Source organism: Phytobacter sp. MRY16-398 (assembly GCF_003925915.1).
GTDB lineage: Bacteria > Pseudomonadota > Gammaproteobacteria > Enterobacterales > Enterobacteriaceae > Phytobacter > Phytobacter diazotrophicus.
This window is the reverse complement of record NZ_AP018756.1, coordinates 4,811,434-4,824,541: the sequence shown is the minus strand read 5'-3', so window position 1 is coordinate 4,824,541 and position 13,108 is coordinate 4,811,434. Positions and strand designations below refer to the sequence as shown.

Sequence of the window (13,108 nt, the reverse complement as noted above, 5' to 3'; positions counted from 1 at the left end):
GGTTTTATGCTGAGCTTTCTCTGGGATTTGGCGTCGTTCATTGTTGCGCTTGGTGTTCTAATCACCGTGCATGAATTTGGCCATTTCTGGGTTGCTCGCCGTTGCGGCGTGAGAGTCGAGCGTTTTTCCATTGGTTTCGGCAAAGCGCTCTGGCGTCGCAAGGACAAGCAAGGTACGGAATTCGTTATTGCCGTCATTCCGCTTGGTGGTTACGTCAAAATGCTGGATGAGCGTGTTGAACCGGTGACGCCGGAAATGCGCCATTACGCCTTCAACAATAAAACCGTTGGCCAGCGTGCTGCGGTTATCGCGGCGGGACCGATCGCCAATTTCCTCTTTGCTATCGTGGCTTACTGGCTGGTGTTTATCATCGGTGTACCGGGTGTTCGCCCGGTTATTGGTGAAATTGCGCCCAATTCCATCGCGGCAAATGCGCAAATTACGCCAGGAACGGAACTTAAAGCGATTGATGGCATCGAAACGCCTGATTGGGACGCAGTGCGTTTGCAGCTGATCGCCAAAATTGGCGACAAGCAAACCACACTCAGCGTGGCTCCGTTTGGGAGCAATAACCGCCAGGACAAAGTTCTCGATTTACAACAGTGGAATTTTGCACCTGATAAAGACGACCCGGTAGCGTCATTAGGGATTCGTCCACGCGGTGCGCAGATTGAACCGGTATTAGCTGAGGTACAATTAGGCTCGGCTGCAAGCAAAGCAGGTTTGCAAGCTGGCGACAGGATCGTTAAAGTCGATGGTCAGCAACTAACGCAGTGGATGACGTTTGTCACCCTGGTGCGCGATAATCCGGGCACACCGTTAGCACTGGACATTGAAAGGCATGGGAGTCCCTTGTCTTTAACGCTAATACCGGATGCGAAACCCGGTAACAAGGCGGAGGGTTTTGCCGGCGTTGTGCCGAAAATTATCCCGCTGCCGGATGAATATAAGACAGTACGCCAGTACGGGCCATTTAGCGCCATCGCTGAAGCTACGGACAAAACGTGGCAATTGATGAAGCTGACGGTCAGTATGTTGGGGAAATTGATAACCGGTGACGTAAAACTGAACAACCTCAGTGGGCCGATCTCGATCGCTCAGGGGGCTGGGATGTCAGCAGAGTTCGGGTTGATTTACTACCTGATGTTCCTCGCGTTGATAAGCGTGAACTTAGGTATCATCAATCTGTTCCCATTACCTGTCCTCGACGGGGGGCATCTGCTGTTTTTAGCGATTGAGAAGCTGAAAGGCGGACCGGTATCCGAGCGGGTTCAAGACTTTAGTTATCGCATTGGCTCGATTTTGCTGGTGTTGTTAATGGGGCTTGCACTTTTCAATGATTTCTCTCGGTTGTAAGAGAGTTTGTTAGGAAGAACGCATAATAACGATGGCGATGAAAAAGTTGCTCATAGCGTCGCTGCTGTTTAGCAGCGCCACCGTATACGGTGCTGACGGGTTCGTAGTGAAGGACATTCATTTCGAAGGCCTGCAGCGTGTCGCCGTTGGTGCGGCCCTCCTCAGTATGCCGGTTCGCCCAGGCGACACGGTGAATGATGAAGACATCAGTAACACCATCCGCGCCCTGTTTGCCACTGGTAACTTCGAGGATGTTCGCGTACTCCGCGACGGTGATACCCTTCTCGTTCAGGTAAAAGAACGTCCGACAATCGCCAGTATCACTTTCTCCGGCAACAAGTCGGTGAAAGATGACATGCTCAAGCAGAACCTTGAAGCTTCAGGCGTACGTGTTGGTGAATCTCTGGATCGCACTACACTGTCTGATATCGAAAAAGGTCTGGAAGATTTCTATTACAGTGTCGGTAAATACAGTGCCAGCGTGAAGGCGGTCGTTACGCCTCTGCCACGTAACCGTGTTGACCTTAAACTGGTCTTCCAGGAAGGCGTATCAGCCCAGATCCAACAGATCAACATCGTCGGGAACCATGCGTTTACGACCGAAGAGCTGATCTCTACCTTCCAGTTGCGCGATGAAGTGCCATGGTGGAACGTGGTGGGCGATCGCAAGTACCAGAAACAGAAACTGGCGGGCGATCTTGAAACCCTGCGTAGTTACTATCTGGATCGCGGTTATGCGCGTTTTAATATTGATTCCACGCAGGTGAGTCTGACGCCGGATAAAAAAGGTATCTACATCACCGTCAACGTGACCGAAGGGGATCAGTACAAACTCTCTGGTGTTGAAGTTAGCGGCAATCTGGCGGGTCACTCCGCGGAGATTGAAAGCCTGACCAAAATCCAGCCGGGCGAGCTGTATAACGGCACCAAAGTGACCAAAATGGAAGATGACATTAAAAAACTTCTTGGTCGCTATGGTTATGCCTACCCGCGCGTTCAGTCGCAGCCGGAAATCAACGATACGGATAAAACCGTTAAGCTGCATGTAAACGTCGATGCGGGTAACCGTTATTACGTGCGTAAAATTCGCTTCGAAGGTAACGATACTTCGAAAGATGCCGTTCTGCGCCGCGAGATGCGTCAGATGGAAGGTGCCTGGCTGGGCAGCGACCTTGTAGATCAGGGTAAAGAGCGTCTGAACCGTCTGGGTTACTTCGAAACGGTAGATACCGATACGCAGCGTGTGCCGGGCAGCCCGGACCAGGTTGACGTCGTGTACAAAGTTAAAGAGCGTAACACCGGTAGCTTCAACTTCGGTGTTGGCTACGGTACAGAGAGCGGTGTGAGCTTCCAGGTGGGTGTCCAGCAGGACAACTGGCTGGGTACTGGCTACTCCGTGGGTATCAACGGTACGAAGAACGACTACCAGACCTATTCCGAATTCTCGGTGACCAACCCGTACTTTACGGTGGATGGTGTGAGTCTCGGCGGGCGTATCTTCTACAATGACTTTAAAGCTGACGATGCTGATCTGTCTTCCTACACCAACAAAAGTTATGGTCTGGATGGCACGTTAGGTTTCCCGGTTAACGAATACAATACCCTGCGTGTGGGCTTAGGCTATGTCCATAACGATCTGTCTAAGATGGAACCGCAGGTGGCGATGTGGCGTTATCTGGACTCCATTGGTCAAAGCGCCAGTAAAACCGACGATAATAACGGTTTCACGGCAAACGACTTCACCTTCAACTATGGTTGGACATACAACAACCTTGACCGGGGTTACTTCCCGACCAAGGGCTCACGTGTCAACCTGAACGGTAAGGTGACGATTCCGGGTTCCGATAACGAGTTCTACAAAGTTACAATTGATACGGCTTCCTACTTCCCGATCGATGACGATCATAAATGGGTTGTTCTGGGACGTACACGTTGGGGTTATGGTGACGGCTTAAGTGGTAAAGAACTGCCGTTCTATGAGAACTTCTATGCTGGTGGTTCCAGCAGCGTTCGTGGTTTCCAGTCCAACAACATTGGTCCGAAAGCCGTTTATTACGGTGCGAAGGGGCTGGATAACTGTGATTCGACGACTAAGAAATACTGTAGTTCTAATGACGCCGTGGGCGGTAACGCAATGGGCGTGGCAAGCGTAGAGTTCATCACGCCGACGCCATTTATCAGTGAGAAGTATGCGAATTCTGTACGCACATCGTTCTTCTGGGATGCAGGTACCGTTTGGGATACCAACTGGCAAAACACTGCTGATATGAAAGCGTTAGGCATACCGGATTACAGTGACCCGAGCAATATCCGTATGTCCGCGGGTATCGCCTTACAATGGATGTCCCCATTGGGGCCGTTGGTTTTCTCCTACGCCCAGCCGTTTAAGAAATACGATGGAGACAAGGCAGAACAGTTCCAGTTTAACATTGGTAAAACCTGGTAACTTGCCGCAGCGAAGGAATGCATAAGTAGTGTCGTGATGGTGAGGCAGTGCGCTTCGTACTGCCTGCCAACGCAAAGAACGGTACCTTCGGGTACAAACGGGATGGTGAGGAGTTAATTGTGAAAAAGTGGTTATTAGCTGCAGGTGTAGGTTTGGCAATGGCAACGTCTGCTCAGGCGGCCGATAAAATTGCGGTCGTAGACATGAACAGCCTGTTCCAACAGGTTGCGCAGACTTCTGGCGTTTCTCAGACAATGAAAAACGAATTCAGTGGCCGTGCCAGCGAACTGCAGCGTATGGAATCTGACCTGCAGACTAAAATGCAGCGCTATCAGCGTGACGGTTCCACAATGAAAGCGGCCGATCGTACTAAGCTGGAAAAAGATATCCAGGCTCAGCGTCAGGATCTGGCACAGAAAGGTCAGGCTTTCGAGCAGGATCAGGCTCGTCGTTCTAACGAAGAACGTGGCAAGCTGATGACCAAAATTCAGGCTGCTGTGAAGAAAGTTGCTTCCGATCAGGGCGTGGATCTGGTTATTCCTTCTAACGCCGCTATCTACAACAGCAATGACGTTAAAGACATCACTGCTGATGTACTGAAACAGGTTAAATAAGTAATGCCTTCAATTCGACTGTCTGATTTAGCTCAACAGTTGGATGCAGAGTTACACGGTGATGGCGATATCGTCATCACCGGCGTTGCGTCCATGCAATCCGCTAAAGCAGGGCAAATCACCTTCATGGTAAATCCTAAGTACCGTGAAAGCTTAGCTGCCTGTCAGGCGTCTGCTGTCGTCATGACGCAGGACGATCTTCCTTTTGCCACGAGTGCGGCTCTGGTAGTGAAAAACCCCTACCTGACATACGCGCGCATGGCCCAAATTCTTGATACCACGCCGCAACCGGCTCAGAACATCGCCCCTGGGGCCGTGATCGATCCTGATGCGACGCTGGGAAACAACGTGGCGATTGGCGCAAACGCAGTCATCGAATCCGGCGTGACGCTTGGCGACAATGTTGTCATTGGCCCCGGCTGCTTCGTTGGGAAAAATACGAAAATTGGTGCGGGCTCCCGTTTATGGGCCAATGTGACCATTTACCATGAAATCGAGATCGGTGAGAATTGCCTGATTCAATCGGGCACCGTGATCGGTTCTGATGGTTTTGGTTATGCTAACGATCGCGGCACCTGGGTTAAGATCCCACAACTTGGTCGTGTCATCATCGGCGATCGTGTTGAAATTGGTGCATGTACCACTATCGATCGCGGTGCGCTGGATGATACCCGCATTGGTAACGGTGTCATCATTGATAACCAGTGCCAGATTGCACATAACGTCGTGATTGGCGACAATACCGCGGTTGCTGGTGGCGTCATCATGGCGGGTAGTTTGAAAATTGGCCGTTATTGCATGATTGGCGGTGCCAGCGTTATCAACGGGCATATGGAAATCTGCGATAAAGTCACCGTGACGGGAATGGGGATGGTGATGCGTCCTATCACCGAGCCAGGAATTTATTCCTCCGGCATCCCGCTACAGCCGAACAAGGTGTGGCGTAAAACCGCAGCCCTGGTGATGAACATTGATGACATGAGCAAGCGCCTCAAAGCTATTGAGCGTAAAGTCAATAAAGAAGACTAATAGCTCGCTCGCTACGTTTAAACTTCCCGGCCTGTCGGCATTCTTACGATTGCCGCGGGCCGTGTTATTATGGCCTTTTAGTATATTTAGACAGGAAGAGTATTTTGACTACTGACACTCATACTCTGCACATTGAAGAGATTCTGGAGCTTCTGCCGCACCGTTACCCGTTTTTGCTGGTAGACCGTGTGCTGGACTTTGAAGAAGGTCGTTTTCTGCGCGCAGTTAAAAATGTTTCGGTAAATGAGCCGTTTTTCCAGGGGCATTTCCCAGGCAAACCGATTTTACCTGGCGTGTTGATTCTGGAAGCGATGGCGCAGGCAACCGGTATTCTGGCGTTCAAAAGCGTCGGTAAACTGGAACCAGGCGAGCTCTACTACTTCGCAGGTATCGATGAAGCGCGCTTTAAGCGTCCGGTTGTGCCAGGCGATCAAATGATCATGGAAGTAACTTTCGAAAAAACGCGCCGTGGCCTGACTCGCTTCAAGGGTGTCGCGCTGGTAGACGGTAAAGTTGTTTGTGAAGCTACTATGATGTGTGCACGTAGCCGGGAGGCCTGATACGTGATTGATAAAACCGCCTTTATTCATCCTTCTGCCATTGTTGAAGACGGTGCCGTTATTGGTGCTAACGCTCACATTGGTCCGTTTTGTATTGTTGGCGCTAACGTCGAAATCGGCGAAGGCACCGTACTGAAGTCTCATGTTGTTATTAATGGCCATACCAAAATTGGTCGCGATAACGAGATTTATCAGTTCGCTTCCATCGGCGAGGTTAACCAGGATCTGAAATATGCTGGTGAACCGACCCGCGTGGAAATTGGCGATCGCAACCGCATCCGCGAAAGCGTCACCATTCACCGTGGCACGGTACAAGGCGGTGGGTTGACGAAGGTGGGCAGTGACAACCTGCTGATGGTCAATGCGCACGTTGCGCATGATTGCACCGTTGGCAGCCGCTGCATTCTGGCGAATAACGCCACACTGGCAGGCCACGTTTCCGTTGATGATTTCGCGATCATCGGCGGTATGACCGCGGTGCACCAGTTCTGCATTATCGGTGCGCACGTTATGGTTGGCGGCTGTTCTGGTGTCGCACAGGACGTTCCACCGTTCGTGATTGCTCAGGGTAACCACGCCACTCCGTTTGGTGTGAATATTGAAGGTCTTAAGCGTCGTGGCTTTAGCCGCGAAGCGATCACCGCAATCCGTAACGCGTATAAACTGCTGTACCGCAGCGGCAAAACGCTGGATGAAGCGAAACCTGAAATCGCCGAGCTGGCAGAACAGCATCCGGAAGTGAAAACGTTCATGGCGTTTTTTGAACGTTCCACGCGTGGTTTAATTCGGTAATGGTTGAACGTCGTCCGTTAACGATTGCCCTCGTCGCCGGAGAAACCTCCGGCGATATTCTTGGTGCGGGTCTCATCCGCGCACTGAGAGCGCGTATTCCCGATGCGCGCTTCGTCGGTGTTGCCGGGCCGCGTATGCAGGCCGAAGGCTGCGAGGCCTGGTACGAAATGGAAGAGCTGGCGGTGATGGGGATTGTCGAGGTGCTTGGTCGCCTGCGACGTCTGCTGCATATCCGTGCTGACCTCACGCGTCGCTTTAGCGAGCTTAAACCCGATGTCTTTGTCGGCATTGATGCACCCGATTTCAATATTACCCTTGAGGGGAACCTGAAAAAGAAGGGCATCAGGACCATTCATTATGTCAGCCCTTCGGTATGGGCCTGGCGCCAGAAACGCGTTTTCAAAATAGGCAGAGCCACCGACCTGGTGCTCGCATTTCTGCCTTTCGAAAAAGCGTTTTACGATAGATTCAATGTTCCCTGCCGTTTTATCGGTCATACCATGGCGGATGCGATGCCGCTGGATCCGGATAAAAATGCGGCGCGGGACACATTAGGCATTTCCCATGACGCGCACTGCCTTGCGTTACTTCCGGGCAGCCGTGGCGCAGAGGTTGAGATGCTGAGCGCTGACTTTTTGCGTACGGCGCAACTGTTGCGTAAGCATTATCCGGACCTGGAAGTTGTGGTGCCGTTAGTGAATGCAAAGCGTCGCGAGCAGTTTGAACGCATCAAAGCGGATGTGGCCCCTGAGCTGCGCGTGCATATGCTGGATGGCCAGGCGCGGGAAGCGATGATCGCCAGTGATGCTGCATTGCTGGCATCCGGCACAGCCGCGCTGGAGTGCATGCTGGCGAAATGCCCAATGGTAGTGGGTTATCGAATGAAGCCGTTTACCTTCTGGCTGGCGAAGCGTCTGGTTAAAACCGATTACGTTTCGCTGCCCAATTTACTGGCGGGCCGTGAGCTTGTTAAAGAGCTGCTGCAGGATGACTGTCAGCCTCAGGCGCTGGCTGATGCGTTACTTCCCCTGTTGGCAAAGGGCAAAACCAGCCACGCGATGCACGATATTTTCCGGGAACTGCATCTGCAGATCCGCTGTAATGCCGATGAGCAGGCCGCAGATGCCGTACTGGAGTTGGCACAATGATGGAATTTATTTACCCCCATACACACCTGGTTGCCGGTGTGGATGAAGTTGGACGCGGCCCGTTGGTTGGCGCAGTGGTGACTGCTGCTGTTATCCTCGATCCGGCGCGTCCTATTATCGGTCTTAATGACTCGAAAAAATTATCTGAGAAACGCCGTCTGGCATTGTTTGACGAGATCAAAGAGAAGGCGCTGGCCTGGGGTCTGGGCCGTGCAGAGCCGCACGAAATCGACGAGTTAAATATTCTGCATGCCACGATGCTGGCGATGCAGCGTGCGGTCGCTGGTTTGGGTATTATTCCGGAATATGTTCTCATTGATGGCAACCGTTGCCCCAAACTGCCGATGCCTTCGCTGGCGGTTGTAAAAGGTGACAGTCGGGTGCCTGAAATCAGCGCCGCCTCCATTCTGGCGAAGGTCACCCGCGATGCAGAAATGGCCACGCTCGATCTGACTTTTCCTCAATACGGTTTCGCGCAGCATAAAGGCTATCCAACCGCTTTCCATCTGGAAAAACTGGCTGAGCATGGCGCAACGGAACATCATCGGCGCAGCTTTGCGCCCGTCAAACGTGTGCTGGGCCTTGTGTCCTGATTCTGTGACGTGAAGAGATCTGAAAATGGCTGAACCACGTTTCGTACACCTGCGGGTGCATAGCGACTACTCCATGATAGACGGGCTGGCGAAAACCGGGCCGCTGGTGAAAAAGGCGGCCGCGCTCGGCATGCCAGCGCTGGCGATCACCGATTTTACCAACCTGTGTGGCCTGGTGAAGTTCTACGGAACGGCCCATGGCGCGGGGTTAAAACCGATTGTGGGGGCCGATTTTCATGTTCAGAGCGAACTACTCGCGGACGAACTGACGCAGCTCACTGTACTGGCAGCAAACAACGTCGGCTATCAAAACCTGACGCTGCTAATTTCTCGTGCCTATCAGCGTGGGTACGGGGCGGCGGGGCCATGGATTGACCGCGACTGGCTGGTTGAGCTGAAAGACGGGCTGATCCTGTTGTCTGGTGCCCGGATGGGGGATGTTGGTAAAAGCCTGATGCGCGGTAATAGCGCGCTGGTCGAGCAGTGCGTGGCGTTTTACGAAGAGCATTTCCCCAACAACTATTATCTCGAACTGATTCGTACCGGTCGCGCGGACGAAGAGAACTATTTGCATGCGGCGGTACGGCTCGCCGAAGAACGCGGTCTGCCTGTTGTGGCGACCAATGACGTGCGTTTTATCGATGCGGGCGACTTCGATGCCCATGAAATCCGTGTCGCGATTCACGACGGCTTTACCCTTGATGACCCCAAGCGTCCGCGTAATTACTCTGCGCAGCAATATATGCGCAGCGAAGACGAGATGTGTGAGCTTTTCTCTGACATCCCGGAAGCGCTCGAAAACACGGTAGAAATCGCCAAACGTTGTAACGTCACGGTGCGTCTGGGCGAATACTTCCTGCCCCAGTTCCCGACCGGGGATATGACCACCGAAGATTTTCTTGTCGCGAAGTCGAAAGAGGGGCTGGAAGAGCGCCTGGCATTCCTTTTCCCGGATGAGGCGGTCCGTAAAGAGAAACGCCCTGAGTATGATGAACGTCTGGATATTGAACTCCAGGTTATTAACCAGATGGGGTTCCCGGGCTACTTCCTTATCGTTATGGAATTTATCCAGTGGTCGAAAGATAACGGTGTGCCGGTAGGCCCGGGGCGAGGTTCTGGTGCGGGTTCGCTGGTAGCCTATGCGCTGAAAATTACCGACCTCGATCCGCTGGAATTCGACCTGCTGTTCGAACGTTTCCTTAACCCTGAACGTGTTTCTATGCCCGACTTTGACGTCGACTTCTGTATGGAAAAACGCGATCAGGTTATCGAGCACGTAGCAGATATGTACGGGCGTGACGCGGTATCGCAGATTATTACCTTCGGTACGATGGCGGCGAAAGCGGTTATCCGCGACGTGGGCCGCGTGCTGGGGCATCCGTACGGTTTTGTTGATCGTATCTCTAAGCTGGTGCCGCCCGATCCTGGTATGACGTTGGCGAAAGCCTTTGAAGCGGAACCGCAACTGCCAGAAATCTACGAGGCTGACGAGGAAGTCAGAGCGCTAATTGATATGGCGCGTAAGCTGGAAGGCGTCACGCGTAACGCCGGTAAACACGCCGGTGGTGTGGTTATCGCCCCGACCAAAATCACCGATTTTGCACCGCTCTATTGTGATGAAGCGGGGCAACATCCGGTCACCCAGTTTGATAAGAACGACGTGGAATACGCGGGTCTCGTGAAGTTTGACTTCCTGGGGCTGCGTACGCTCACCATCATCAACTGGGCGCTGGAGATGATCAACGCCCGTCGTGAGAAGAACGGCGAGCCACCGCTTGATATCGCCGCTATCCCGCTTGATGACAAGAAAAGCTTCGACATGCTGCAGCGCTCGGAAACCACAGCGGTATTCCAGCTTGAATCCCGCGGCATGAAAGACTTGATCAAGCGTCTGCAGCCTGACTGCTTCGAAGATATGATAGCCCTGGTGGCCCTGTTCCGTCCGGGCCCACTGCAATCGGGAATGGTGGATAACTTTATCGACCGTAAGCACGGGCGCGAAGAGATTTCCTACCCGGACGTACAGTGGCAGCATGAGAGTCTGAAACCGGTACTGGAGCCGACCTACGGCATCATCTTGTATCAGGAACAGGTGATGCAGATAGCTCAGGTGCTTTCTGGCTATACCCTCGGCGGCGCGGACATGCTGCGTCGTGCGATGGGTAAGAAAAAGCCGGAGGAGATGGCCAAGCAGCGCGGGACCTTCGAAGAAGGGGCGAAGAAAAACGGCGTTGACGGCGAGCTGGCGATGAAAATCTTCGACCTGGTGGAGAAGTTCGCCGGGTACGGATTTAACAAATCGCACTCTGCTGCCTATGCTTTAGTCTCATACCAGACGCTGTGGCTGAAAGCGCACTATCCGGCAGAGTTTATGGCGGCGGTAATGACCGCCGATATGGACAACACCGAGAAGGTGGTAGGCCTGGTGGACGAATGCTGGCGCATGGGTCTCAAGATCCTGCCGCCGGATATCAACTCTGGTCTGTACCATTTCCACGTGAATGACGACGGTGAAATTGTTTACGGCATTGGGGCTATCAAAGGCGTGGGTGAAGGCCCGATTGAAGCGATCCTCGAGGCTCGTAATAACGGCGGCTATTTCCGGGAACTGTTTGATCTCTGTGCCCGTACCGACACCAAAAAACTCAATCGCCGGGTGCTGGAAAAACTGATAATGTCCGGGGCGTTTGACCGCCTTGGGCCGCATCGGGCCGCGCTGATGAATTCCCTCGGCGACGCCCTGAAAGCGGCAGATCAGCATGCGAAAGCGGAAGCCATTGGTCAGGCGGATATGTTCGGTGTCCTGGCAGAAGAACCCGAACAGGTGGAACAGTCTTACGCCAGTTGCCAGCCGTGGCCAGAGCAGGTGGTGCTGGACGGTGAACGTGAAACCCTGGGGCTGTACCTGACCGGGCATCCGATCACCCAGTATTTAAAAGAGATCGATCGTTACGTCGGTGGCTACCGACTAAAAGACATGCACCCGACCGAACGTGGCAAGGTCACCACGGCGGCGGGGCTGGTGATTGCTGCGCGGGTTATGGTCACCAAGCGCGGCAATCGTATTGGCATCTGTACTTTGGATGACCGTTCCGGGCGCCTGGAAGTGATGTTGTTCACGGACGCCCTGGACAAATATCAGCAACTGCTGGAAAAAGACCGCATACTGATCGTCAGCGGACAGGTCAGCTTTGATGACTTCAGCGGGGGGCTTAAAATGACCGCCCGCGAAGTGATGGACATTGACGAAGCTCGTGAAAAATATGCGCGCGGGCTTGCTATCTCGCTGACGGACAGGCAAATTGATGACCAGCTTTTGAACCGACTCCGTCAGTCTCTGGAACCCCATCGCTCGGGGACCATTCCAGTACATCTCTACTATCAGAGGGCGGATGCACGTGCACGATTACGTTTCGGCGCAACGTGGCGTGTCTCTCCGAGCGATCGTTTATTAAACGATCTCCGTGGCCTCATTGGTTCGGAGCAGGTGGAACTGGAGTTTGACTAATACAGGAATACTATGAGTCTGAATTTCCTTGATTTCGAACAGCCGATTGCCGAGCTGGAAGCGAAAATCGATTCTCTGACGTCAGTAAGTCGTCAGGATGAAAAACTGGATATTAACATCGATGAAGAAGTGCATCGTCTGCGTGAAAAAAGCGTAGAGCTGACGCGCAAAATCTTTGCCGATCTTGGTGCATGGCAAGTCGCTCAGTTGGCACGCCATCCGCTGCGTCCATACACCCTGGATTATGTCCGCCTCGCATTTGATGAATTCGACGAGCTGGCTGGCGACCGTGCTTATGCGGACGACAAAGCCATCGTCGGTGGTATCGCTCGCCTTGACGGTCGCCCGGTGATGATCATCGGCCACCAGAAAGGACGTGAAACCAAAGAAAAAATTCGCCGCAATTTTGGTATGCCGGCACCGGAAGGGTATCGCAAAGCGCTGCGCCTGATGGAAATGGCTGAACGTTTCAATATGCCGATCATTACCTTTATCGACACCCCAGGCGCATACCCTGGCGTGGGCGCGGAAGAGCGTGGTCAGTCTGAGGCGATCGCGCGTAACCTGCGTGAAATGTCCCGTCTGAGCGTACCGGTCATTTGTACCGTTATCGGTGAAGGCGGTTCTGGCGGTGCGCTGGCCATTGGCGTGGGTGACAAAGTGAATATGCTGCAATACAGCACCTATTCGGTTATCTCGCCGGAAGGCTGTGCGTCCATTCTGTGGAAAAGCGCAGACAAGGCACCATTGGCTGCCGACGCAATGGGTATCATTGCACCGCGTCTGAAAGAGTTGAAACTGATCGACTCGATCATTCCGGAACCGTTAGGCGGCGCACACCGTAACCCGGAAGCCATCGCGGCCTCTCTGAAAGCGCAGTTGATTGCGGATCTGGCGGATTTGGACGTGCTGAGCAAAGACGATCTGCGTAATCGCCGTTACCAGCGTCTGATGAGCTACGGTTATGCCTGATAAGCATTGAAAGATCATTCTGAAAAGCCACACAGTGTTGTGGCTTTTTTTATACCCCCTGTTTACCGCAGCTATGATTAACTTAGGTTT

Annotated in this window: 10 protein-coding genes; all 10 read left to right on the top strand. The window is 53.0% G+C overall.

Annotation, left to right across the window (positions count from 1 at the left end; all coding sequences use genetic code 11):
* Positions 1–6: 6 nt before the first annotated feature.
* The 10 genes from rseP (at position 7) to accA (ending at position 13,018) form a co-directional block, all read left to right on the top strand.
* Positions 7–1,356 (top strand): sigma E protease regulator RseP, encoded by a 1,350-nt coding sequence (rseP, locus tag MRY16398_RS23600; RefSeq protein ID WP_039078439.1) that lies wholly within the window; start codon positions 7–9, stop codon positions 1,354–1,356.
* A 31-nt stretch (positions 1,357–1,387) separates the two neighbouring features.
* On the top strand, positions 1,388–3,802 hold the full coding sequence (bamA, locus tag MRY16398_RS23595) for an outer membrane protein assembly factor BamA (protein ID WP_071193679.1): 2,415 nt from the start codon (positions 1,388–1,390) through the stop codon (positions 3,800–3,802).
* A gap of 119 nt (positions 3,803–3,921) precedes the next feature.
* Entirely contained in the window at positions 3,922–4,416 is a 495-nt protein-coding gene (skp, locus tag MRY16398_RS23590) for a molecular chaperone Skp (RefSeq protein ID WP_039078473.1), read from the top strand.
* A 3-nt stretch (positions 4,417–4,419) separates the two neighbouring features.
* The gene (gene lpxD, locus MRY16398_RS23585) at positions 4,420–5,445 is read left to right on the top strand and encodes a UDP-3-O-(3-hydroxymyristoyl)glucosamine N-acyltransferase (protein WP_039078441.1); all 1,026 of its coding nucleotides are present in this window, start codon (positions 4,420–4,422) and stop codon (positions 5,443–5,445) included.
* Positions 5,446–5,549: 104 nt separating this feature from the next.
* Complete coding sequence (gene fabZ, locus MRY16398_RS23580; protein ID WP_004145858.1) at positions 5,550–6,005, top strand: 3-hydroxyacyl-ACP dehydratase FabZ; 456 nt, start codon at positions 5,550–5,552, stop codon at positions 6,003–6,005.
* Positions 6,006–6,008: 3 nt separating this feature from the next.
* Positions 6,009–6,797: an acyl-ACP--UDP-N-acetylglucosamine O-acyltransferase gene (gene lpxA / locus MRY16398_RS23575; RefSeq protein ID WP_039078442.1), complete on the top strand. Its 789-nt coding sequence runs from the start codon at positions 6,009–6,011 to the stop codon at positions 6,795–6,797.
* Complete coding sequence (gene lpxB, locus MRY16398_RS23570) at positions 6,797–7,945, top strand: lipid-A-disaccharide synthase (protein WP_125125293.1); 1,149 nt, start codon at positions 6,797–6,799, stop codon at positions 7,943–7,945. The genes lpxA and lpxB overlap by 1 nt, the downstream gene beginning before the upstream one ends.
* On the top strand, positions 7,942–8,538 hold the full coding sequence (rnhB, locus tag MRY16398_RS23565; protein WP_125125292.1) for a ribonuclease HII: 597 nt from the start codon (positions 7,942–7,944) through the stop codon (positions 8,536–8,538). Before lpxB ends, rnhB begins: the two co-directional genes overlap by 4 nt.
* 25 nt (positions 8,539–8,563) lie before the next feature.
* Positions 8,564–12,046, top strand: a complete 3,483-nt coding sequence (gene dnaE, locus MRY16398_RS23560) for a DNA polymerase III subunit alpha (RefSeq protein WP_079497216.1) — start codon at positions 8,564–8,566, stop codon at positions 12,044–12,046.
* 12 nt (positions 12,047–12,058) lie between these two features.
* Positions 12,059–13,018 (top strand): acetyl-CoA carboxylase carboxyl transferase subunit alpha, encoded by a 960-nt coding sequence (gene accA, locus MRY16398_RS23555; protein ID WP_039078446.1) that lies wholly within the window; start codon positions 12,059–12,061, stop codon positions 13,016–13,018.
* Positions 13,019–13,108: the final 90 nt, after the last annotated feature.

Coding starts and splice junctions, on each gene's coding strand:
- bamA (WP_071193679.1), top strand. CDS start 1,388: ATGGCGATGAAAAAGTTGCTCATAGCGTCGCTGCTGTTTAGCAGCGCC.
- dnaE (WP_079497216.1), top strand. CDS start 8,564: ATGGCTGAACCACGTTTCGTACACCTGCGGGTGCATAGCGACTACTCC.
- rnhB (WP_125125292.1), top strand. CDS start 7,942: ATGATGGAATTTATTTACCCCCATACACACCTGGTTGCCGGTGTGGAT.
- rseP (WP_039078439.1), top strand. CDS start 7: ATGCTGAGCTTTCTCTGGGATTTGGCGTCGTTCATTGTTGCGCTTGGT.
- lpxD (WP_039078441.1), top strand. CDS start 4,420: ATGCCTTCAATTCGACTGTCTGATTTAGCTCAACAGTTGGATGCAGAG.
- lpxB (WP_125125293.1), top strand. CDS start 6,797: ATGGTTGAACGTCGTCCGTTAACGATTGCCCTCGTCGCCGGAGAAACC.
- accA (WP_039078446.1), top strand. CDS start 12,059: ATGAGTCTGAATTTCCTTGATTTCGAACAGCCGATTGCCGAGCTGGAA.